The 24,763-nt window shown below is 34.2% G+C and carries 20 protein-coding genes and 1 riboswitch; of the genes, 7 read left to right on the top strand and 13 right to left on the bottom strand.

Annotated features, from left to right (window positions below; all coding sequences use genetic code 11):
* The first annotated feature begins 15 nt into the window (after window positions 1-15).
* Genes der through X927_RS06050 form a run of 7 tightly spaced genes read left to right on the top strand, consistent with a single transcriptional unit; the run spans window position 16 to window position 9,375 of the window.
* Window positions 16-1,332: a ribosome biogenesis GTPase Der gene (gene der / locus X927_RS06080; RefSeq protein ID WP_342750023.1), complete on the top strand. Its 1,317-nt coding sequence runs from the start codon at window positions 16-18 to the stop codon at window positions 1,330-1,332.
* 55 nt (window positions 1,333-1,387) lie between these two features.
* Window positions 1,388-1,996, top strand: coding sequence for a glycerol-3-phosphate 1-O-acyltransferase PlsY (gene plsY, locus X927_RS06075; RefSeq protein ID WP_103077211.1), 609 nt, complete (start codon window positions 1,388-1,390; stop codon window positions 1,994-1,996).
* The gene (locus X927_RS06070) at window positions 1,993-3,801 is read left to right on the top strand and encodes a hypothetical protein (RefSeq protein ID WP_103077210.1); all 1,809 of its coding nucleotides are present in this window, start codon (window positions 1,993-1,995) and stop codon (window positions 3,799-3,801) included. Before plsY ends, X927_RS06070 begins: the two co-directional genes overlap by 4 nt.
* Complete coding sequence (locus X927_RS06065) at window positions 3,794-4,243, top strand: tetratricopeptide repeat protein (protein WP_103077209.1); 450 nt, start codon at window positions 3,794-3,796, stop codon at window positions 4,241-4,243. Before X927_RS06070 ends, X927_RS06065 begins: the two co-directional genes overlap by 8 nt.
* A gap of 28 nt (window positions 4,244-4,271) precedes the next feature.
* Window positions 4,272-6,785 carry a polysaccharide biosynthesis/export family protein gene (locus X927_RS06060; RefSeq protein ID WP_103077208.1) on the top strand — a complete coding sequence of 838 codons (2,514 nt, stop codon included), beginning with the start codon at window positions 4,272-4,274 and terminating at the stop codon, window positions 6,783-6,785.
* Window positions 6,786-6,809: 24 nt separating this feature from the next.
* Window positions 6,810-7,637 carry a 16S rRNA (adenine(1518)-N(6)/adenine(1519)-N(6))-dimethyltransferase RsmA gene (gene rsmA, locus X927_RS06055; protein WP_103077207.1) on the top strand — a complete coding sequence of 276 codons (828 nt, stop codon included), beginning with the start codon at window positions 6,810-6,812 and terminating at the stop codon, window positions 7,635-7,637.
* 34 nt (window positions 7,638-7,671) lie between these two features.
* The gene (locus X927_RS06050; RefSeq protein ID WP_103077206.1) at window positions 7,672-9,375 is read left to right on the top strand and encodes a flagellar basal body-associated FliL family protein; all 1,704 of its coding nucleotides are present in this window, start codon (window positions 7,672-7,674) and stop codon (window positions 9,373-9,375) included.
* 4 nt (window positions 9,376-9,379) lie between these two features.
* Here X927_RS06050 and X927_RS06045 read toward each other — a convergent pair whose 3' ends face one another.
* The 13 genes from X927_RS06045 to X927_RS05990 form a co-directional block, all read right to left on the bottom strand.
* Window positions 9,380-13,843: an acyl-CoA dehydratase activase-related protein gene (locus X927_RS06045; RefSeq protein WP_103077205.1), complete on the bottom strand. Its 4,464-nt coding sequence runs from the start codon at window positions 13,841-13,843 to the stop codon at window positions 9,380-9,382.
* Window positions 13,844-14,483: 640 nt separating this feature from the next.
* Window positions 14,484-14,618, bottom strand: a complete 135-nt coding sequence (locus X927_RS10115) for a nucleotide-binding protein (RefSeq protein ID WP_146026588.1) — start codon at window positions 14,616-14,618, stop codon at window positions 14,484-14,486.
* A gap of 43 nt (window positions 14,619-14,661) precedes the next feature.
* On the bottom strand, window positions 14,662-15,276 hold the full coding sequence (locus tag X927_RS06040) for a histidine phosphatase family protein (protein WP_103077204.1): 615 nt from the start codon (window positions 15,274-15,276) through the stop codon (window positions 14,662-14,664).
* Window positions 15,249-15,995 (bottom strand): adenosylcobinamide-GDP ribazoletransferase, encoded by a 747-nt coding sequence (gene cobS, locus X927_RS06035; protein WP_103077203.1) that lies wholly within the window; start codon window positions 15,993-15,995, stop codon window positions 15,249-15,251. Before cobS ends, X927_RS06040 begins: the two co-directional genes overlap by 28 nt.
* The gene (cobU, locus tag X927_RS06030) at window positions 15,985-16,593 is read right to left on the bottom strand and encodes a bifunctional adenosylcobinamide kinase/adenosylcobinamide-phosphate guanylyltransferase (RefSeq protein ID WP_103077202.1); all 609 of its coding nucleotides are present in this window, start codon (window positions 16,591-16,593) and stop codon (window positions 15,985-15,987) included. Before cobU ends, cobS begins: the two co-directional genes overlap by 11 nt.
* A gap of 129 nt (window positions 16,594-16,722) precedes the next feature.
* A complete protein-coding gene (gene cobT / locus X927_RS06025) occupies window positions 16,723-17,775 on the bottom strand; it encodes a nicotinate-nucleotide--dimethylbenzimidazole phosphoribosyltransferase (protein ID WP_103077201.1) in 1,053 nt (350 codons plus the stop codon).
* A 302-nt stretch (window positions 17,776-18,077) separates the two neighbouring features.
* Window positions 18,078-18,256: riboswitch (cobalamin riboswitch) on the bottom strand.
* Between the two features lie 251 nt (window positions 18,257-18,507).
* The gene (locus X927_RS06020) at window positions 18,508-20,028 is read right to left on the bottom strand and encodes an FGGY-family carbohydrate kinase (protein ID WP_103077200.1); all 1,521 of its coding nucleotides are present in this window, start codon (window positions 20,026-20,028) and stop codon (window positions 18,508-18,510) included.
* A 22-nt stretch (window positions 20,029-20,050) separates the two neighbouring features.
* On the bottom strand, window positions 20,051-21,046 hold the full coding sequence (locus X927_RS06015; protein ID WP_103077199.1) for an exo-alpha-sialidase: 996 nt from the start codon (window positions 21,044-21,046) through the stop codon (window positions 20,051-20,053).
* Between the two features lie 25 nt (window positions 21,047-21,071).
* Complete coding sequence (locus X927_RS06010) at window positions 21,072-22,487, bottom strand: L-fucose/L-arabinose isomerase family protein (protein ID WP_103077198.1); 1,416 nt, start codon at window positions 22,485-22,487, stop codon at window positions 21,072-21,074.
* Window positions 22,488-22,522: 35 nt separating this feature from the next.
* Entirely contained in the window at window positions 22,523-23,410 is an 888-nt protein-coding gene (locus tag X927_RS06005) for a LacI family DNA-binding transcriptional regulator (protein WP_103077197.1), read from the bottom strand.
* A gap of 46 nt (window positions 23,411-23,456) precedes the next feature.
* Window positions 23,457-23,552: a LacI family DNA-binding transcriptional regulator gene (locus X927_RS10265; RefSeq protein WP_103077196.1), complete on the bottom strand. Its 96-nt coding sequence runs from the start codon at window positions 23,550-23,552 to the stop codon at window positions 23,457-23,459.
* 130 nt (window positions 23,553-23,682) lie between these two features.
* Window positions 23,683-24,330, bottom strand: coding sequence for a transaldolase family protein (locus X927_RS05995; protein WP_103077195.1), 648 nt, complete (start codon window positions 24,328-24,330; stop codon window positions 23,683-23,685).
* On the bottom strand, window positions 24,327-24,749 hold the full coding sequence (locus X927_RS05990; protein WP_103077194.1) for an RbsD/FucU family protein: 423 nt from the start codon (window positions 24,747-24,749) through the stop codon (window positions 24,327-24,329). Before X927_RS05990 ends, X927_RS05995 begins: the two co-directional genes overlap by 4 nt.
* Window positions 24,750-24,763 lie beyond the last annotated feature (14 nt).

The raw sequence follows: 24,763 nt of genomic DNA, 5'->3' as shown, positions 1-24,763 counted from the left end.
ACATTATTTAACAGAATGATAGGTGAAAGAAAATCAATAGTTCACGATATGCCAGGTGTAACGAGGGATAATATATTCGCCACAATTCAATGGGACGATGTATCTTTTACATTGGTTGATACATGTGGTATCTTCGAACAACCGGTAGATAAGATAGAAGAAAGACAGAAACAAATAATCTTTGAGAGTTTAAAAGACGTATCTTTGGTAGTATTTGTAATCGATGGAAAGATTGGACTTACCTCAGAAGACTATCACATTGCTGACTACTTAAGAAAGACCAATTCAAAGGTTATCTTAGTTGTTAACAAGGCAGAGAATTTTGAAAAATATGAGTTGGAGGTAAAACCAGAAATATATTCTCTAGGCTTTGGTGAAGGGATCCCTGTTTCCGCCGAACACAACAGAAACATTTTTACTTTAATGGATACTATCACAAACACTTTAAAAACTTCTGGCTTAGATTCAGTAGAACCCGTTGATAACAAAGTTGATAACAAAGAAATAAATGTTTCTATCGTTGGGCGACCCAACGTTGGAAAATCTTCTCTTTTTAACAGCATACTTGGTTCAGAAAGAGCTATTGTTTCTGAAATACCTGGAACTACCCGAGATGCCATTGATCATCTAGTTAAGATTGGCGATAAGACCTTCAGATTCATAGATACAGCTGGAATGAGAAAAAAAAGTACTATTCATTATGGAAGTATCGAAATGTTTTCAATATCAAGAACGATCAAAGCTGTTGAAAAGTCAGATGTCGTAATTTTAGTAGTTGATTCAACAGAAGGCATAACCCATCAAGACAAAAGTATTATAGGTATTGCTGAAAAAAGAGGAAAGGGGACCATTGTAGCCTTTAACAAGTGGGATATAGTTAGTCACAACCACAAGAGAAAAGAAGAATTTTTTAAATACTTTGAAAAAGAACTCTACTTTGTAAATTACAGTCCATTAGTATTCACATCAGCACCCAAAAGATGGGGGATTCAAGAATTAATAACTGCCATAGAAGATGTTGAAACATCAAGAAACAAAAAAATCCCTACAAGTGCGTTGAATGCAGCCTTAGAAAAATACACACTTGTAACTCCACCGCCAATTAAAAAAGGAAAAAGAATAAAATTTTACTATGCTACACAGGTAGGGACTAGACCTCCTGTTTTCGTATTCTATTCAAATTTACCATACGATATACCAAAATATTATCAACAAGGTTTGAGAAATATGATACGAAATTATATAGATCCTTTCATTGGTTCACCTATATTTTTAAAATTTGAAGCAAGAAAAAACCAAAAAACAACCAACACCAAACAAAAAACACTCTGAAATTTGTTTTTAAATTTTTAACACCTTACAAATCCTATTTCAGGGAGGAAATTATATGTCCATTGCTGCTTTGATTATCAGTTATCTATGTGGATCGATTCCTTTCAGCTTCTTGATTCCATGGAGTAAAGGAATAGACATAAGAAAAACTGGTAGCGGAAACGTTGGAGGAACCAATGTTTTAAGGACTTTGGGGCCAAAATGGGGATTACTATCAATCATCCTTGATTTTTTGAAAGCATTCATTCCCATTTTAATAATAAGACTGATTTTTGGCGTTGATTCGTGGATTACTTATTTTTCTTTGATAGTCCTTGTGTTAGGTCATGACTATCCAATTTTTTTAAAGTTTAAAGGTGGAAAAGGAGTTGCTTCTACGTTAGGCGGTTATTTTGCTTTGAGTCCTATGTTAGGTGTGATATTTTTGTTAATTTGGATACCCGTCGAATTATCAACCAAATATGTTTCTTTATCATCCCTTTTAGGTTTGCTTATAACTGCTATCTTAAGTTATTTTTGGAATTTAAAAATGGGTATTACCTATACACTTTTATTTTTTCTGAGCTTGTATAAACATAGATCGAATATCAAAAGGTTACTAGCTAATTCTGAAAATAAAACAGACATTATAAAAATCCTAACAAAGGAAGAAAAAGTCAAATGAAAAAAGCAATCATTCCCCTTTTTATCTATCTTTTGCTGACGAACGTTTGGATATTCTCTCAAGAATTATCGGAAAGTGAATTAAACTCTAGAGAACTATTTTCGGAAAGTCTCCAGTTGTTATTTGAAGGGAAAAAATACGAGGCACGTGTTCAATTGAATCAAGCAATGAGCGGAGAAATATACATAACAGATATACCTAAACTTTGGTACTATGCAGCAAAATTGGATTTACAGTTGGGAATGATAGACAAAGCTATTCAAGACTTGGAAAATTCTCTATTATTTTCTACCGTAAATGAGGAAGCTAACACCTTGTTGAGTTTTATAGACAGTATCAAAAACTTTTCACTTTCCAACTATGCTACACCTGTATTTCTCGAAATCAGCCAAACAGCAGGAGTAAAAGATTCTTTTGAAAGATTTTATAATCCTGTAGACTATGAGATCTCCAATTCAAATTTGTACGTCTTAGATTCTCAAAATCACTTGATATTTAAAACAAGTAATTACGAAGAAGCTTGGATAAGATTAGACAAAGACAAAAATTATTATTCTATAAACGCCGACGAAAATCTAAATAGAGTTTACCTAGGTACAGATCAAGGGATTTACTACTTTGAAAGTTATTCTCCAATTGTTAGAAAGGAAATTAAAACCGATTCAACGGTGGAAAGTACGGTATTAACAAGCGAGACTGAAAACCACATGGAAGTTTTGACGAAAGATTTCCCCTTTATAATTTACGATATTGATAACGCCGGAAGACTGGTCGGATATGATCCATACAACAATGAAATAAAAATTATAGGTTACAACGGTGAAATACTTCAACAAAAGAAATTTGATCATTTAATAACATTTCTCGATGGAGCCTTATGGCACAACAATTTATACCTTTTAGATTACGCAAGTTCATCCGTTTTTAATTTCGATATATTAAAAAATGAAGTAGTGAACATCCTAAAACTGCCAAATAAAACTTATATTTCTCTTGACGTTCTTCCATGGAATAAAATCTTAATTTCTTCTCTTGAAGATGGCATAGAAATTTTAGAAGAAGATGGAGAACTCAAGCCAATCGATGATGGTTTTAGCGGTGAAAATATCAGTCAATTCAGGGGAAAAGTCAAAATTGAAAATGGTGTGCTTATCCTTACGGATTTAGACGATAACAAAGTTTACTTAGAAAGAATAGACTCAAATACAGAAAGTAATCTATATATTTTAAATTTATATGGTTTAAAATATAGCAAAAACGACAGAACAGTAACCTTAAAAATTAATATTAACGATATCTCAGGCGAAAAAATGGATTTTTTGACCAAAAATATATACGTAATGGATTCGGGGGGAAGAGTACCCTTCAATTATCACCGTACTTATTCGATATCAGATACATATGAATACGAAATTAATGAACTCTTCCAAGTTCATGTGCCACAAATTAATACCGATTCGAAGATATTAACTCACGGTGAAATCAACATGGAACTAACCCCTGAAAAGACGATACCTTTTATCCTTTCAAGTAGCTCTTTATTTCACCTGACCAATGGAAAAGAAGTTAATACAAACTTAGAAAACCTTGCCTTCATGAGCGGAGGAAGTATTATAGATCAAAACCAAGAAGAATACCTCAAAGATTATTTGAAAGTTTCTTATAAACCTATTGATTATATAGAATACAACTTATTCCCTCCAATAATCAGTGGAATAAATCCAGCCAGTGTTTCTCTATTATTAGAAGATAAAATTTTAGTTGATACCCTTTTTTACTACACTGAAGGTGACATAAATGAGTAAAGAACTGGCATATTATTACAACCAAAAAGCGAACACTATGTTAGAAAAAGGTAATTACCTAAATGCTGCTTCATATTATAAAAAAGCGATATCTTTACTTCCTGAAGATCCTATGTTCTATCATAACATTGGGGTCTGTTATATGCTAAGTGAAGATTACGAAAAAGCTAGTAAATTTTTAGAAATTGCTTTAGAAAAAGGTATAGACTTAGATGAGACAAACCTTTACCTTGCCCATTCATTATACGAAATAAAGAAGTACGAAGATATATTATATTTAAAAGAACCTCAGGATGGACAAAACAAAATAAACTTTTTGATTATAAAATCAAAAGCCGCGTTAAAAAGTGGGAACAGTGAAGTTGCAAAAAAAATAGTAAGTCATTTAAAAATCTCAGGTTACGTTTCTCAAGAATTGGAACTAATAGAAAAAATGATATAACAAAAAAATTTAGTGGGGAGGATAAAAAATGAAAAAAGGTCATTTTATTGTCGTTCTTTTATTTCTTTTGGTTTTACCAATTATTACTTTTTCATATAACGTAAGGATGGGTGACACCTTAGGAATTTGGGTTCTGGGATATCCTGAATATTCAATAACCGATGCAGTTGTTGGACCAGAAGGAGACATCACGGTACCTCCTATTGGCAGAATAAAAGCGGAAGGTAGAACTTTAGAAGAAATCGAAAACGAAATATCGAATAAAATGGAGAGTTATATAAAAACTAATAAAGTTACGGTTGGAATCACCCAGTATGCCCCATTTTCGGTAACGGTTTTAGGAAACACCAACATAAACGGAGTTATTGACATAAAAAACGAAAAGATTAAGCTTTCAGATCTAATCGGCTTAGCTGGTGGGATAAAAGATATCACTAAATCCTCTTACGCGTTAATCAAATCTCCCGATGGAAAGGAACAAAAAATTAATATTGAATGGATTAAAAGCGGAGAAGCTGGTGAAGATCCTTATATACATGAAAATTACTTTGTTCTCTTCCCTTACGATTATACAAATAAAGTCACTGTTTTTTCAGACTTCGGCACCTCTTCATTAGATTACTATGAAGGTTTGACGTTGAAAACCGTTATCTCTTCCATGAATATTCCAACTAATAAGATACCTACAAAAATAATGATTGTACGAGAGGCAGAAATTCAAGAAGTCCCATTTGATGAAATAGTAAAAAAAGAGGATTATTCCTTACAACCAGGTGACACAGTAATAATTCCTTACAACTATACGAATAATGTTCTTGTTTTTTCTGATTTCGGATCGGCTACTTTAGATTATTTTGAAGGTATGGGAATAAAATCTGTAATAACTATGATTTCCTCTGGTTCTGATATAAACTTACCTCTAAACCAAGTAAATGATGAAATAACTGTTGTAAGAGGGGAACAAACGTACAAAGTGTCTTTGCAGAAAATAACTCAAGGAAGTGATTTTCTCTTACAACCTGGAGATACCGTAATAATAAATAAATTTGAAAATTATGTATACGTAAGTTCACAAGAAATTTCAAAAAGAATCGACTTTGAAAAACAAGAAAGAATGAACATCAGAACACTCTTAACTAAAGTTGGTATAAGCGAAGAAAATGTGGAAAAAATTCAAGTAAACAACCAACCCGTAAATTCAAATGATGAATTAAAAAAAGGTGATTTTGTCCAAATTACACTTAAAAGAAACTACGTTTACTTAAGTGGAGCATTCAACACAACGGGAAAGGTTGAATTTTTACCCAACGAAGAAATAAGCATGGATAAGATAGTTGGATTAGCTGGTGGTTTCAGTAGTAATTTTTCTGGTAATTTGGTTATCGTGGATAATTCCGGGAGCACAAAAAGTTTAACCGTCGACCCAAATAACTTGACTATGTTGAAAGATATTATACTAAGTTCTGGCTCAACGATAATAGCCGATACAGAATTAAGAATGGCGTATATATTCGGAGAAGTCTCCGATGTTATAGAATACAATCAAGGAGAAAGTTTGTATGAATTGTTGCTCCCATTAAACTTAGATGAATCCTACCAAGTTAGATATCAAATCGGTGAAAAAATGGGAACTTTAACAGCGAATGAATTTGACAGTTTAAAAAATATTCCACTAGAGGGCAAAGTCTTTGTAGAAATTTCTAAAATTGCTCCAGACCAAGTTATCGTCTACAAGGCAGGAGAAACACAAATTATCCAACAAAAAAATGTGAGGTTAATAGATATCTTCTCGTCAGTAAATGGATTCTCTCCTGTAGATACCGGAACAATCACAATCTACCAAAACAATGAAGCTATAAAAACGATAAATTCTGAAGAATTGTTAAATAATTTAATGATGGAAGTTCCTAAAGGTTCATACGTCGTTGTTCAACCAGAAGTGAGTGGTTCATACATAGCCGTTTTGGGAAATATTCCTTCTCCAAAAAGTTTAAGAACAGATGTTCCTATGAGCTTGGTTGAGATACTATCTAACTCAGCTATCGATTGGAAAAATCAAGAGAGCATTTTCATCTACACAAAAAACAACGAAGAAATAAAAGTCGACATAAAAGACGTAGAGTCTTTAAGAAATGTACTCGTTAACCCTGGATCTATAGTCTACGTACCACCGGCAGAAGAGCAAGTTGTTTACGTCTTTGGAGAAGTAGCAAAACCCGGTATTATCTCATACAATGCAGGCATGACAGTATTAGATGCTGTACTCAAAGCTGGAAACGCCTCTCAATCGGCTCAATTAACAACGGTATACTTATTCAAAGATGGCCCAGAAAATCCACCCGTAACTTTGGACTTATCTGGAATAATAAACGCAGCCCCCGTAAAAACTGGGATGAACCCAGAAGTAAAACCAAAAGACATTATCTACATTCCAAAAAACACACTAACCAACATCGTAGAAGTTATGAGTACGGTACAAACATTCATGAATTTTATTAAAACCGGTGCTGAAACATACACAAGTGTATCTGGTCTATTTTAATAAGACAAGAAAGGTGAAATTTCTTTGAAAACTTCTGAATGGCTTAAGAAGTACGATATCAGATTAAAAAAAGGGTTGGGTCAAAATTTTTTGTCTAACTCTAATGTATCTCGGGAAATAGTCCGAAAAAGTGAAATCGATGAAAATGATGTAATAATCGAAATTGGAACCGGCAACGGAATCCTTACAGAAGAGATGGCAAGGAAAGCAAAAAAAGTAATAACTTTTGAAATTGATGAAAGGCTAAAACCACTGTTAGAAGAAAGGTTTGAAGGTTCAAATAATGTAGAAATACATTTTGAAGATTTCCTAAACACGGACCTTTCTAAATTCAAAGATATTCCAAAATTGAAATATATCGCGAACATCCCATATTATATCTCTTCAAAAATATTAGAAAAAATATTTGTAGAGTCACCAAAATTTGAATACGCTATTTTTATGTTTCAAAAAGAGTTTGGACAACGGTTGATGGCGAAATCAAAAAAAAGTTACAGCCCTTTAAGTATATTCGTTCAGACTTATTGTACCGTTGAAAAAATCATGGATGTATCTAAAAACAATTTCGTACCAATTCCAAAAGTAGATTCAGTAATATTAAAGTTTAAACCTATATATAAGTATGTAGAAGAAATAGATCCAAAAGATTTCATGAAATTTGTTCACAAATGTTTTTCTAAAAGAAGAAAAACTATAAAAAACAATCTAAAGGAGATAATACCTGATACCGAAAAATATCTAACTGAGGTACAGATTAATCCGTCATCTAGACCGGAAGATATTCCATTAGAAACATATATAGAGTTGTACAAAAAATTGTTGGGGCGAAGGGGCGCTAAAGAAGGTTCCTAAAGGCGACAATATAATTATCTTTGGAGGGATAGCAATGGCTGAAGAGAACAATTCTGAAAATAAGAATGAAAATAAATTAGAATACGAAAGTTTAATCAACCAAGAAGAAAAGAAACCGCCACAAAACAGAGAGAGATTAATTATAATTACAACTATTATTGCGATTGTTGTATTAGGTATCGTAATTATATTTTCCCTGTTGTTTTTTGGTAGAAATTATAATGTAACGATCAACTACGAAATAGTAAAGTCTCAAGATCTGCAAGAGCCTTACAACGAAATAAAAGTTGAATTGATTGGAGCCAATACTTACGAAGCATCTTTCCCCATTGGAGAAAGTATAGAATTAACATCGATAGAAGAAGGAACTTATCAGCTGAATATTATGGCCGTCGATGATTCTGGTCTCGCATATTACTACTATAACAACCCAGAATTCTTTGTGAATGAAGATAAAACACTAACCATAAATCTTGAAAAATTACCTTTAAAATATCAAATAGATTACAGATGGGATAATAACGATTTATACATAACGCTTCCACAAGATTATGACCAATATTTAATTTATAGAAAAAACAGTGATGGAATTTATGAACCTTTTAGAACTTCCACTCAAAATACCGTTATTTTAAGTTCAGTGCCGTCAGAAGGATTGGATCTGAAATTTGCTGTTGTTAAAAACAATATGGTTTATGATTTCTCTGAAAACTATTATTTTCAAAAAAATAGTCCCCCCAATAGTCCTATAATCTTATCTCCATCTGCAAATCAACAATTAAGCGAGCCAAATGTATACTTTGTATGGCAAGCGGAGGATCCCGATGGAGATTCTTTGATTTTTGACTTATATTTAATCGCTGATTCCGAACAGGAGCAACTCATAGCAGAAAATATCAATACCTATTTTTATCAATTTGATTCCTTGAAAATGGGGAAAAGTTACACCTTAAGAATTGTTGCAAAAGATCAAAAAGGTGGGGAATCTACTTCTCAAGTACGATTTTCCACAAAAGTAGTTCCTGATGAAAAAGTCTACCTGTACTCTCCAAGTGGAGAAATGGGAGTAACTATATATGAAGTTACAGATCCAAATAATCCACAAGAAATTGCCACAATAGACACACCTGGAAACGTCACAGATGTAATTAATCACGATAACTATCTTTATATACTAAGACATATGGATGGATTAAGCATCGCAGAAATAAGCAAACCTAATTCTCCTAGGCTACTAGAAAACTTAAATTTAGCGGGTATTAACGGAATTAAAATCGCCAATGGCTATCTATACGCTAGATTTGAAAATGGACAAGTTAGTGTGTACTCAATTAAAGATAATCCACGTAATCCAGAATTTCTTGGATACACAGACATCAAATTCTATGGAGCGTTAGAGCCTGAAATCAGGTATATTCAAACTCAGCAAGACTTAAAAGTCGAAATTATCAAAGGCGAATATCCGGTTAGAGTCAACCTTAACAACCGTGTTTTTGTGACGGAATATTCCTTATTAGTAGCCAACGCAGAAATGAAAGAAACTGTGGAAAATTCCTTTTCTCAGGTGTTTGACACTCTTAGACTCATATTTTCAACTTATAATCCTGAAGATTTTAAAAGCAATGAAACAATTGCCGAAATTGAGAACAAATTGCTTTCAGCCTTGAATGAACTATTTCAAACAAACACCACAAACGGTATAAAAGAAGTAACTTTAGATGTTTCTAGAGTAGAATGATTTTCTATTTTGTCAATTTATGTTTGAGATAGCATTGTTCTCTGAATGCTGCAATTTCAGCTTCAAGATTCGTATTGGCAGAATCTCCGAAAAACGCATGAATCATGGGGACAACTAACGAAGGATCTCGTTTAGATACTTCTGTGGTGATGGCGTCCATTTTTGCCATCGCCACCCCTTCTTGCATACAAGTGAACGGTCCCACATGGAATATTCCAGAAACTTTTTGCCTGCCGTTCGTCAATTCACCATTTAAAAATTTTAGAAATATTCCAATTACTAATGGTGATTCTCCTACAATATCTCCATGGTACTTTCTACTCTTTTGCATATCATCGATGATTTTTTGGGGTTTAGGCAAAACAGCGTGGTCTTTAGAATACGCCCCAAAAATTTTTTTGAAACGCCAATCGGTGAAACCCATATAATTATCCACAAACCGGAAAAGCAAGTTGGGATTTCTTCTTTCGTTAATGTAAATCACATACTCTAACCATTCAGCTATAGTCCCTCTGATTATTTCTAACCTTTCCTCTTCTATCCTTTGCATTACATAATCTGTGTAAGGATCATGTTGTCTTGAATATATTTCCCCTATGTACAAAACCAAGGGAAGTGAATGCTCTTTTGCACTTGGAGATAACTTTGTAAAAGTATCTATAGCGTCTTTCACCCATCTTTTTAGATATTTTATAGAACCGCCTTTTTCCATCAATAATTGTTGCAGACTTTCCCAGAGTTTTTGGGTAGTTTCGTCGAAATCAGAAAAATCATCTGCATATGGCCTGAATCTTCTAATTAAATCATCCGTCATATCCGCCATTTTTATTGCCCTGAATACGTTTATTAATGCATCGGCTTTTTGGTAAATGGTTTTAAACTGTTCCGGTGCCTCTATCTGCAGGTAACCCGTATCAACAGAAGGGCTGATTATAGGGATGTTGTCGAGTCCTTCTTTGTGTAAAAAAATCTTCAGAACTTCTCCGTACTTACCAAAACGACATGGGCCGGAAGTGGTCGGCAAGAAAATAACAGTATTGTCATTTATCCAATCCTTTCCTTTATCTTTGGCTATTTCTTCCAAAGTTGCCATCGCATCACCAACAACACCTCTTAACGGGAAACAAACTTCCGTTGTGATGAACCTATCGGCTGCTTCTTTAGCTTGAATTGTGGCCGTTGGTAAGACCTTCGCTTCTATTCCGTAATGTTTTAGCATAGCTTTTCCCAGGTTACTCGCTTCACCCATGTAAGGAATGAGCCACTGCCTTTGCCCTAATTTTAATTTGTCCTTATGACCATCGGGGAATAAGACAAAATCTTTGAACTCCAAATCAGTTTTTGGTTTACTCTTTTTTACAACCCGATCGTGTGCCTCAGCTCTTGTAACAAAGGGGGCGTTGTTGGTTTGAGCATCTGTTACTAAATGCAAAAATGGTTTGTCTGCTCTTTTGAATATCTCATCTTCATGATAAAATTTCACCGAATCTGGTCCGCAAGCAAAATTCATCTGTCTTATTGGAAATAGTTTTGGATGTTGTGCAACAAATATAGAAGCTTGGAGAATATGAGCATTTTGATACCAGTATTCGTTGAAAGAAAGATCGTCTATAGGAATAACCTTGTAATACTCTTCCAAAAAAGTTTGTGGAATATAATTCATACCTCTTTGCTTGGTGAACATAGAACCTGATTGTGAGGAAGCTTGAGGGTCTAGTACAACATAATCTCTCCCTAATCCTACATACCCTATCTCTTCACTTTTTTCTAATTTGTTTAAGAATCTTTCCCCTTGTTTGTGTAAATCACTTTTGAACGCTTTTAACTTTTGATCGGCATAATCGATAGCTTCCAATATCTTTTCTTTGGAAATATCGTAACCAATTCTTTTTAATTCATCGTATATCGCTTGAGCTGACCTTTCTTTATCTTTCCAGTAAAGAACCGGAAGAATCTCTCTGTCTTCTTCCAATCCCAATATGTCTTGTAACAAGTAACCTTCAGCCTCAGTATATATGCAGAATTTTCTCATTGGTTTTTTATCTCTTACTTCTTCAATAACCGACGGGTTAAACAGATGTTTTATCCTTTTATCTTTTGCCAGTAGATCCCCATGTCCTACAACGAGTTTCATCGCTATACAAAACTCTGTAGGAGCAATATTAATACCTCTTTGTGCGATTTCTTCATCTGAAATTGGAGATAATACCGGTAAAAATCCAATTTTACTAAGCAATGCTGCAGACCAAACCCCTATTTCTCCTAAAGTTACTCCAGCCCTGTGAATACCTACCGTTTTTTCGTTATCGACATTTATTTCATCCAATTTTTCGTAATTGATACCTTCAAAATGTTTTTCAAACAATCTATGATAAACTTCAACATAATCTACCTTTGTTTTTTCTGCCCCTTCACTGTTACCTCTTGGGCAAAAACCACCGGTTATAACTTTTTCCCCACCGATGGTAAAGATTTTCAATTTGCAGTTTCTTACCTTACAGGACAATTTGCCGAAGTAATCTGAACACATTACCTCTTCTTTTTCAAATTTCATATTCACTACTTCGAAGCCTCTGAAAGCTGAGCGTACTTCTTTTCCTTCTTTTTTCAGCTTCAATATCTCTTCTCTTAGAAAAAGACCTGCTCCCCATGCTCCAAACAACTCTCTGTGGGGATAGGCATAGATATCTTTATTCGTAACTTGTGCCATTGCTGCCAGGAAAGCTTTGCCCAAGGCTGGTCCACCTTGACAAGAGCATTTGTTTTGGACATGTTGTGGACCTCCAACAAACTTATTAAAATAACTAGCTGCGGTGGATCTAACTATCGCTGCCGCTATCTCTTCTTGTGAAAAACCCTCGGAAATTAAACGGTTTTCTTCCATCTCCATGAAAACGCCGCATGTAGAATCTATAATTGGCACTTTTTCAGCCTTCAATGCTGCTTCTTGAAGTGTTGATTTGACATCCAAGCCTAACAATTGAGCCATGTTTTCCAATGTTTGACCTGCCCCAGCTTGACATGAATAATTCATCCTAGCCTCTTTTATCTGATCTGTAGCTTCTTCCCCATTAAGTTTGAAAGAAGTGAACTTCATATCTTGTCCACCAATTTCAAATATTGTGTCGATCTTTTCATCGTGAAATTTAATTCCTTTGGCGTGACATGTGACTTCATCAACGGCTCCATCTAAAACTGTGTATCCTTCCTCTTCTAAAGCTTCTTTTTTCTTTTGACTTATCAAAATTCTTTCGTACAATTTTCTGGCTGATCCTGTAGTACATACTCCAAGGACATTATAATTGTTAGATTTTTTGGCTAAATGTCTAAACACTTCTTTAAGAGCCTTTTCTGGATCGCCGTGGGTGCTGATGTAGATCTTGTCTAAAAGATCTCCCGTTTCAACGTCCACAATAGCAGCTTTTGTGGTAGTTGAACCACCATCTACTCCTATGGTGACGTCTCTAACCACATCTGGTTGCACTTGCTCAATTTTTCCCTCATAGTTGTGAACTTTATCAAGGAAGGCATAAAGAGGTTTAGCATAGGGACGTTTACTCCTTGTAAAATTAGAGATTTCAGAAAGTCTGTTAAAATCTATCACAAATTTATTCTTCTTTTCTAACGCTTCTAAAGCTATTCCAATTGCTCCAATCGCCGTATGGTACTTAGGCCTTTTAACATTTAAATTGGTTAACAAGTTAAAACTTTTTAGGATATAATCACTTGAAAAGACTCCACCTGTAGCTATTGCAGAAAGAGAAGGATCAAGTTCCCTCGCTCCAATCACGTCATTTTTATAATTTCTTGCCACTGTAGAGTACAATTTTGCAACTAAAAAAGGCCTTTGAGCACCTTCATTTTGTTCATGTATCAAATCTGATTGAATTACAACACCACATCTCGCGTTGAAGCCTTGAATATCGCTGTAATCTTTCACCTCGTTCTCTGCTTGCGCATATAATCTTTTCATTAGTTTAATTTTTTGTGAGTAATCATCTAACTGAAAAAACTCAGAATCGTTTTTTAAGTATAACCTTTTCAACTGTTTTTCAACTAAAATCCCCGAACCGCCACCACATTTGCTATTAGCTGACCACTCTATAAGATTCACCTTGTCTTTAAGATGTCCAAGTCTTAAAAAATAGGAGTCCTTTGCTCCAATGTGGAATACATAGGAAACGTTTGGTTCAAGAAAAGAAGCACCTTTGGGAATAGTAACACTCTCGTAATCAAACAAGAGTTCCGGAAAAACTTTGTTAAAAAGTTGCGCACCTATGCCAGTGAACGATGTGGAAAGTATTTCCCCATCCAATTCAGGTTTTATCGATTCCCAAATCTCGGGTAGCCTTTTTAAAGGCACACCAAAATGTGGAATACTTTCTTTTACGTATTTTAGTTTTCCTTCTTCATCAATGACCGCTACGTGAATACTCGAGGATCCAATATCAAAACCAACGTAATACATATACCTTTTTCACTCCCTAAAATTATAAAATTTTTCTTTAAAAACTCTAAAACCTACTTTAGCGCACATTTACCCCACAGCCCACCCTATCCTTTTTCTTCCCACTATTATGATATACCTTTTTACAACCACAATCAAGTTTCTTAAGGTTTTTTTACAAATAAAAAAATAAGCCCCTTAAAGGGGCTAAAGTAAAACATTGTAAATTATAGTCAGAAAATTTTTCTACTATCTTTTCTAAAGGCCAGGACCTTGTTTAAAAGTGCTTCAAATTCTATCCAAAGGTTTTAATTTCTCCTTAAAAATAGCAGTTCTTTTATTATTTCATAAGCTTATTCACCGAAAGACCATACTACCGTTCCATATCTTTGTGTTCCATCCCACACATATCTGATCAGGTTCACGATTTCCTCTTCTTTTTCACTTTTCTTTCCTTCGTAAAATGTTTGTGCGTAATAGAAAAGAATTTTTGCTTCCCCATTTTTCGAAAATCATATGAGTACATTCTTTGATTCAAAAAATACTGGCTTTTAAATATTTTGGGCATAATTATTTATATGCATTTATTAATCTTTTACCTTCCACACTCATTCCTTCTATTAGCCATTGTTCCAATCTATCAAACATTTGTTCTTTCCTATTATAGTAAAAGACTCTTTTTGAGAATTTTGGTAACGGAAATACCTCTTGCAGCTAAATACCTGCAAAACGCTGTAGCAACCATACTTTTTCCTACATCTGACCCCGTTCCAACAATCATCAATGCTTTTGCCATATTTTTTCATTCCTCTTTCAACCTTTTTATTAAGACATTTATTTTATTCTAAAATTTCTTCCATATTTCGCTTTTGCCAATTAAGGCAAAAAAGAGAACCAATTTCTACTTTCTTTTCATAAAAAGATGTCTGATGTATGATTGACCATAAAAGCCGAATAAGACCTCCGTGGGTCACAAGCAATATCGATCCAATCAATTCTTTGGACGCCCATTCCTCAAAGAAGGATATAACCCTTTTTTCCATCTGAGCTAGTGTTTCCCCCTGTGGAGGAGCATAATCATAAGGACTATGTAACCAGTTTAAAAAATCTTCCCGTTGATTTTGGTACAGCCAATCGTAACTTTTTAATTCCCATTCGCCAAAATTCATTTCTTGTAAACGTTCATCTACGTAAATAGGAATGTCTTTCTTTTTTTCATCAAGCCTTCGATAAATCTCCCGTAAGGTTTCCTCAGATCGTTTCATTCCACTATGGAACATGGCTACCCAGGAAATAGCAACTAAGCGATCGATCCACTTTAATAGATCCGGATCTTCTCTAGATAGTAAAGGAACATCTGTTTTTCCCAGTAATAAACCCTTTTCATTATATTTTGTTTTCCCATGACGAAGAAGATAAAAATCCATCATAGATATACCACCAGCATGATCCAAAGGAGCATCTCTCCCCCTTCAATCATCCATCCGTACACATCTCCTGTTAACCCTTCTATCTTTTTTTTAAAATAAACTCCTGATAAGATAATAAATATCAAGTTAATCAACAACATAAAAGGAAAATAAGAACTTAACCAAAAGCCCGGTAACAACCAGATAATTGATACAAACAGCATCGGCAATTTGAACCAGTCCTTGTATTGCTTGCCTAATCCTTCATCTCTTGCATAGGGAAACAAAACAATAGCTAACAGTACTCCCCATCGGGCGATAAGGGGAGTAATAATTAAAGCTTCTTTTATTAAATCTGATGACAACAGTATTGATAGGCTAAATATTTTAATGCTATATAATCCCATAAATCCAATAACTCCCATCGCTCCCACACGACTATCCTTCATAATTGTTAACATTTTTTCTTTACTCTGACAACTGCCTATTCCATCAAAAACATCCATCCAGCCATCTGCATGCAGGGCACCAGTTAGCCACAATAAAAAAACAACAAGAAAGACTGCAAACAACGACTCGGGAAAATAAGGGTGAAAAAAATCATAAAATAAATATACCAGTCCCCCCAATAGCCAACCAATGAAGGGAAGGAAAAAAATTGTTCTTTTTACATTTTCCTCTTGATAAGGAAAGGAAAAGGGAAGGGGAATTCGACTATAATATTGAATTGCTAAGCCTAATGCGTTAAGATAATTATTGATCATTCCGTATCCCACCCTTTAATAGAACCGGTATACCAGATACAACCATATAAACCTCATCTGCAATGTTGGAAATCTTTTGATTAGTCCACCCTAAAATATCCTGATACACTCTACCTAATGGATTCATTTCTATTCCACCCCAATCAACTTCATTGGTTACAATAATTACTGGATAGCGATGGCCGGTAAGGGCGTGAAGAAAATCATCAATCATCGATTCTACTTTTTTTTGTCCTTCCTCTGTCTCCCATAGTTCTTTCCCTTGCTCATCCTTCTGCAAAAGGAGATTAGAGATCCAAAGGGTGATACAATCGATTAAGGATGCAACTTTTTGATTCATCTGCTTATCAAAATCATCACTTCTATCCTCATAAAATAACTTTGCCAAATGAATGGGTTCTTCTAGAGTTCGCCATGATTTTGGTCGATTCTGGCGATGAATCACAATTCTTTTTTCCATTTCCTCATCCTTTGCTTGCGCTGTTGCAATATAACGAACATGATCCCCATAGGGTTGAACTAAACGTTGAGCAAAGCTTGATTTGCCACTACGAATTCCACCTGTTACTAAAATAATTTTTTTATCGTTTTGAGACAAATAAGTTCAACTCCTTTATCAACTGCTGATTTTCTTCACGCCTTTTTACGGCAAGCCGAATATAGTGCTTGTTTAATCCATAGAAGGAATCAGCTAAACGAATAGAACATTCTTCTGCCTTCCTATCTCTTACCGCTCTTTTTGCGACACCTTTGCTTGGGAAAAGGTAGCCATTTCCTGTAGCAAATGTTGAGTAGAACGAATTAAAGGTAAGGCTAAAATCGCTCCAGTTCCTTCTCCTAATCGTAATGACAATTGTAATAACGGTTTTAATTGCAAGACTTTTAAAATAATTGCATGTCCAGGCTCTTCTGATTGATGGGCTGCAATCATATAAGATGCAGTGATAGGATGAATATATGTCGCAGCAAGGGCGGCAGCACCTGTATTCAGTCCATCAAGCAAAACTGGGATTTGTTTGTAGGATGCAGCAATAATCATTCCGGTCATTGCCGCATGTTCCACTCCACCAAAGGTAGCTAACGTCTCCATAGCATCTTTTGTAGCAAGTTGGTGCTTTTCAAAGGCTTTGCGAATCACATTTATTTTATGTTTTAGTTGAATATCATTAAGTCCTGTCCCTTTACCTGTCATCTGTTCAACGGGTAGTTCAAGCAAATGAGCAGCTATAGCGGCACTTGATGTAGTGTTGCCAATACCCATCTCTCCGATCGACAACATTTTCGCTCCCTGTTCAACTTCTTCAATTCCTAATTGAAATCCGACCTGGATAGCATCATACACTTCTTTCTTGCTCATTGCTTTACTGAATAAGAAATTGTTAGTTCCTTTTTTGATCTTACGTTGAATCAGTCTGGGATCTGCAATCGTATCTTTCATTCCTACGTCAACTACTTTGATGGCAACATTATTGTTTTTAGTTAACACATTGATAGCTGCCCCTCCCTGCAAAAAGTTATACACCATCTGTGTAGTAACTTCAGACGGAAAAGCAGAGACACCTTCTGCGGTAATTCCATGATCTCCTACAAATACATAATGAGTTATAGGATCTACAGAAAAATAAATCGACTGATAAATTGCCGATAATTGCATTGCCAACTGTTCTAACTGTCCCAAACTTCCCTTTGGTTTGGTTAATTGATCCAAACGTTCTTGCGCTTGCATAATATATTCTTCGTTTAACGGCTTTAATTTGGGTATTACTTCTTCCCACTGCATGTTTTTAACCCCTTTAATTACAATATATTAACTTAATACTCAATATCCAACACTGAAGGAATTACTTTTTCATAATTCTGCACATCACCGTTTCAAAGGAAATGATTAAACCTAACTTCTACTTCTTTTCTAGTTCCTACTATGACGATTCTTGAACAATTTACTTTATCCATGGAAGGTCCTTACCATATGACCAATTAAAAAAACCTTAACTTGCAAGAAGTTAAGGTTTTTTAACATAGTACACTACCCGATTGCGATTAAGTTGCGTATTATCACCTTATCCTTCCCTCCGAAGAACAAACATCTTTCTCTTAAAAGCAGGTCTCCTGGCTTGCACTTCCCTTTACTCTTGTCCCTTCCCGGCACAAAGTCCAGTGGTTTTGACAATTTCATCCATGCTTACAGTAGCGGGGGCTGCATCAGATTTTCACTGATTTCCCTATTATTCCATAAAGGCACTTTTAAGTGAATATTTACTTTTACATAATTTAATTATACATCAACATCGTATTTTTTCCAAGAGTTATTAGGCTCATTATCAAATATGGCTCTACTAATTTTAGAAATTTTAAAATTTACTTCAAAGCCACCTCGTCCAACACCCATCTATAAAGAATGGTAAGAGTTACTTCCTACAGTGCTTTTAAAATTATTTTATTTTCAAAGTATTTATACGAAGAAAATAAATATCATCGAACCCTAAATTTTTCTCTATTTCAATCAATGGGATTATAATTGTTTCATTATTTCTTTGGTATTTTCATACAACTTTTTGTATAAACTGAAATATTTATCATAAACACTTTTGTTATTAGCGTCTGGTGAAGTATTTTCTTTGAACTTTATCCATTTCTTAATATCTTGTGAATCGTGAAATACACCTGTTCCTAAGCCTGCTAAAAATGCATCTCCTAAAGGTGCTTCAACATCTTGCATCGTTCTTTTCATAATATATCCCGTCATATCTGCAAATATTTGAGTCCAAATATCACTCTTAGCAGCTCCTCCTACTAAGTAACATTCAGAATTCAATTTCATTCCAGTATTTTCCGCGTATTCCATATTATGTCTCAGAGAATAGGCTACAGATTCCATAAAGGCTTTGTAAAGATGGCTTCTTTTGTGATACAAGTTAAGTCCTATAATAGTTCCTTTCGCATTTGATTCCCAAATAGGTGATCTTTCACCCATGAAATATGGCAAAACTATAATCCCATCACATCCTGGAGGAATATCTTTTGATTCTAATTCAAGAAGTGAATAAGTAGAAATACCTCTTTTTCTTTCAAATTCCTTTTCATATTCCCCGAATTCTTCTCGAAACCATCTCACTATGGCCCCAGAGGTAGCTCCTCCCCCAAACGTGTATATTTTTGTTAAATCATCAACTACATAGGGATAGCTCACCAATTCTGGGGTTAAGTATTTGCCATCGTGAATATTGCCCCAACATGTCGAAGTACCAACCATAGCTACGTGTTCACCTTCGTTGACAGATCCGGCACTTAATTGAGCAACTGGGGCGTCAATACCTCCGGCGATTATTGGAGTACCTTCCAAAAGTCCAATTTCTTGTGCAGATGTTTTGTTAAGGGTTCCTACAATCTCAGAAGATTTAACTATTTTTTCAGGCAATTTATCTGAAGTTATACCAAGAATTTTGCACATCTCTTCTGACCAGTATTTTTTTTGAATGTCGAAAATTCCTCCAATATTACCTGCAGAAGAGAAGTCTATTATTACTTCACCTGTTAGTTTGTGAATGACGAAATCTTTTGGTGTTATAAATTTATAAGTTTTGTTCCAAATATCCTTTTCATTATTTTTTATCCAAAGAATTTTTGTGAAACCAAAATAACTATCGACATAGTTACCTGTTATCCCAAATAAAGTTTCTTTAGGAACATTATTTTTAACCCAATCTGTTTCTTTCGTTGCCCTTCTATCCATCCAAATTAAACAGGGCCTTAGGGGGTTGAAATCTTTGTCAACTGGGATTCCTGAACCTCCGTATAATCCACTTATAGCTATTCCTGCAACAGTTTTTGGATTTATTTTTCCTTTTTCTAGGACTAATTTCAGAGTATCAATCACCGCGTCAAACCACACATTAGGCCATTGTTCAGCCCAATTGGGTTGAGGTGTCAAAACAGAATATTCTTTCGAAGCTTCTGCAACGACTCTTCCATTTTCATCTGTGATAACAGATTTAGTGCTTTGAGTTCCTATATCCACTCCCACTAAATACATCTTTAGTTCCTCCCGGTGTGCTTTATATTTTTATTATAGTATAAGCAATATTTCTTCTTTCATAAGTATATGCAACCATTAATTCAGATTCACTGATTATCTGAATCCATGGATATGAATATTCTTTGTTTTTTGAATTTTCTAAAATAATTTCTTCATGCCACGTATTTCCAAAGTCATATGAAGTAAAAATAGACAACTTTTCTCTTTTACCCCAAAACGGATCCTCCAAATTAGATAACTTTCTAGGATCTTCAATAATTTCTCCTTTCTCTAAACCCAACGGATTACAACAACAAACTAATAAATTTCCTATCTTTTCTAAAGTCACTCTTGAATTTGGATTTGGTATTCCTGTAGATTTGGGTTTATCCCATTCTTTCTTTTCTAAGTCATAAGTTGTTTTATAAATATAACCATCTCTAGTTCTTAGCAACGAAAAAATGTGATTTTTAATTTCGATCATGTCTTGTTGAATATTTCCCTTTTCCGTCTGAATCTCACCAAATTTTTTCCATTTGTTTCTTTGAATATCATTTGATATATAGGGGGTACTAATCCACATCTTTTCATTATATATAGGAAAAACATATCTGTTATTTCTTAATTTCAATAATTTAGTTCCAAACAAAAGGTTATTGTTAACTAGAGAAAAAGGTTTTTCTTGAGTCCAAGTTGTTCCTTGATCATAAGACTCTTTATACCACAATGACGTTTCAGTCCAATCTTTACCTTCCATGGCAGCATAATACACTCTTATTGTATTACCAAATAATACTGGAACTGTATTACCTAGAGATCTTACAGGATCATGAACAAAAAGTTTTGGAGATTCCCAACTTTTTTCAAGAATATTGTATCGGGAAGTAAATAAATCAACATCTTTATTACCTTCCCAGGTTCCCGCAAACCAAAAGGCTAATATTTCTTTTTCATTGATTTTACAAAGACTTACTGAATGAGAACTCAGTTTACCTGGGATTTTGTCAAATATAAAGGATTTTCTAATAACATCCATTTTTTCACTTCCATATAAATTTTTTTCAATCTAAAATTTGATAATCGATATTTTTTATCTTACAAAAATGTACCAACTCATCTATAGAATTCCCATATACCCCATGTGTATGGTTACAAGGGTAATATTCCAAAAAGGTTTCTATATCAGTATCTAATTTAGCATATGCATGTGGCCATTCGATTTGTACTTGTTCACTGAGCCTTTTCTTTTCTTCTTCAGAAAGTTCGACAAACTCAGCGGGAACTATTGTCATTACATAATTCCCATCTTGCCTTGCAAGTCTTGCTAATGTAACTCTCCCAGGAGCTGCAAAGTGTTTAACAGCGCCACCACCTGCTGGGAAATAAAAATCTTCAGGGTGTATAATCACGTTTTTCAAATTTTCTTCAGGTTTGTTAGATTTCCCTGCAAAATATGTCGCATGCTGTCCAGAGTTTGCTAAATCCAACAAATTCTCTTCTTTGAAGTAATGCCTCACGTCTGCAAACAATACAGGGGTTTGGGCTATATGTTTAAAGATTTCCATGGTTAAAGCTCCATCCATATCTGTTTCAGTTGCTGCCACAATAGGTTCCTTTACACCATCAAAATCGTATGGATCGTTCAAAAAAGCTTCTGCAATATCTAATGTTGCATAATTATTTGTCATTTCAGGTTGTCCTTTGAATCCAACAAAATCAAGCTCTTCTTCTTTTATAATTTCAAGTGCAGCGTAATATAATCCTATCTGCTTCTCTAAAATTACAGGAGTGAGTCTATTGCCGTCATATTTAACGGTTGCTAATTTTTCAAGCCATTCTCTTGCTTTCTTTTTCTTCTGAGATGGCACTTTTTCAGCTTTTAAAACCAATGCATATTGGTCTACCTGTTCAACATCAATTCCAAATTCTTTCATCCATTGATCTCCGTTGGCAGAAGCTGTGTACATTCCCATGGGTCTTCCACCAAACATTCCGTACCTTTCTCCTTTTAACCTATGTGCAGCACTGGCAGCTCGTATGTATTTTAGTAATTTTTCTAAAACCATTGGATCTTCTGGCTCTCCCCAAACTCTTTCTGGGAATATTCCTATTTGCTCTAAAGCACCAGCTGCAGCTAACAATCCTACCATTCCAGGATACTTTGGATTTATTTGGCCATAAGTTAAATACGGTCCAGGGGCATAAAGTGAAGCCATAACGCTCAAATGAGGCCAACACCATATAGAATAATTGAAGATCGTCATTTCCACTTCTGCTTTCATCATTTCTTTTCCAGCTTTTTTTGCTTTTGATGGTTTGTTTACAATGTCTGAAGCTCTTACTACTTCTACTTCACCGGTGCTTTCTAACGCTTTTACTAGCCTGTCTTCAAATTTTTTGTTCATCTCCAAGGTTTCCTCATGAACAAAATCTCTACCATCTGAAAATGTGATTATCCCTATTTTCCTTTTTTTCATATAAAATTAGCCTCCTCATAGATTTTTTTAATCTGTTATGATTTCAAATTTTTGACTGACTTTCTTTCTATTAATTCTCCTTTTAATATAACTTTCATAGGTCTGGCATATCTGTCTTCTATCCTTGATAGTAAAGCTGTGGCAGCTATTTTACCTTCTTCTAATATTGGTTGTTTTATAGTCGTTAAAGGTGGATCTATCAGTTCATTTTCAGGTAAATCATCAAATCCAACTAAAGACAGTTCTTCAGGAATTTTTATATTATTTTTTTTAGCAGCGAAGACTATATACTTAGTTATATTGTTGTTTGTAGCTATTATCGCCGTTGGTAAACTCTTTTTTCTCTTCAGCTCATTTAAAACTCCTATAGCTTTTTCATAAGGAAAAATATCTTCACATATCCATTCATTTTTAACGGGAATATTCAACAGTTTACAACCCTTTAGAAAACCTTTGAATCTTTCTTCTACAGTGAATATTCCTTTTTTAGACAAAAAAATACCTATCTTTTCATGACCATTTTCTTTTAAATACATTAAAGCTTGAATAATTGCATCTTGGTTGTCTACAATAACATGATCAAATTGTTCTTGATTATAAAACATCCTGTCGTAGAAAACTACTGGAATACCCATTTTGAAAAAATCTTGATATAATCTCAAATTACTTTTTCCGTTTTTTTCTGTAATTGGGGAAGCTAAAATACCTTCAACCCCATGACTGATCATCCAGTTTAAATAGGTCTTTTCCTTATCTACATTCTCATCGACGTTACTTAACAAAATCTTATATTCACATGGAAATAAAACATCTTCTACCCCTTTTAAAAAATCCAAAAAGAAAGGGTTCCTTATATCAAACGCTATAACACCAATAATCTTTGATTTTGAATTTTTAAGTGTACCTGCGGATAGATTTTTCATATACCCTAATTTTTGAGCGGTATCTATAACTTTTTTTCGTAATTCTTCAACTTGCGCCAGGTTTACCAGACAACGCTCTTGAAACTGTAGAGGGAGATATATTCAGAGCCTTTGCGATGTCTTTTATTGTAGGTTTTTGCATGGAATTACCTCCTAAAAATATTTCTCTGACTTGTCCTTCTTTTGATTACTGCATGTTTTTCAAAGAGTAGGGTTGTAAACTACAGCAACAATTTTAAAAAAAGGTAATAATAAATTCTTTTCTTCGTTTCTCATAATTTAAAATCATCTTCAAATATTTCTAAATCATTTTGCGGAAAATTAGTCTTTAAAATTTCTTCCACAACGTTCAAAGGAAGAGTTAAATCATGAATTCCTAATTTTAGTAGTATGTTGACAGTTGTAATATCTTTTATACTTGCACCTAACAACCTAAGTTTGGGGTTGTTTTTTTCACATATGTTTAATATATCTAACAATCTGTTTTCTGTATCAATATTATTTTTTTTCATTCTATCATAATAAAAAGCTATATAATCCACATTACTAAACACAGCCGTAAAAGTTTGTTGTATAGTATAAACTGCAGTGGCACAAACTTTAAAACCTAAATCTTTTAAAGGCAAAACATAATTAGCTGAAAGAGAGGGATCCCATGGAAGTTTGATTATGAACTTCTTAGCATCAATTTCTCCTTTTTCTAAAAGTTTATGCAATTCCATAAACCAATCTTTATCTTTTTTTACACTTCCCTGAACGAAATGATTTCCTGGGATTTTTTGGAGAAAAGTGACGGTTTCTACAAAACCCCAGGAATTAGTCTCCTTTTTTATTATGGAAGGATTTGTAGTCAACCCCTGGATAAAAGGAAAATTTAAAAGTGAAATAGCTTTCTCATTAATCGAGTCTATATATATCATGTTTTGACAACCCCTTTTTTAAGAATTATATTAGCATACAAGGCACTTTCACTTGTTGCAACTATAGCGTATACGTTTCTAGCTCTTTCATAAAATTTGAATCTCTCTAATACTTTAATTCTAAAATCTTCGTTAGAATCATACAATATTTCTTCGTAACTTTTCCAAATCTCAGGTTTGCTACTTAAATTATTATCCATTAATAGAACGTTTTCTTCAACAAAAGTATCTAGAGGTAAGTATTTTAAGATGGCTGTTAAAATTTCTGGGATTCCATGACCATCTAATCTAACAACTTTTACTCCTGTCGAATGGCTGGGATAATTTCCATCAGCCAACAATATTTCATCCCCATGTCCCATTTCTAATAGGACTTTCATTAATTCCGGAGATATTATCTTAGGTATGTTTTTTAACATATAAATCACCTCAC

The organism is Petrotoga mexicana DSM 14811, from assembly GCF_002895565.1.
Lineage (GTDB): Bacteria > Thermotogota > Thermotogae > Petrotogales > Petrotogaceae > Petrotoga > Petrotoga mexicana.
This window is presented reverse-complemented; position numbering and strand designations above follow the sequence as displayed.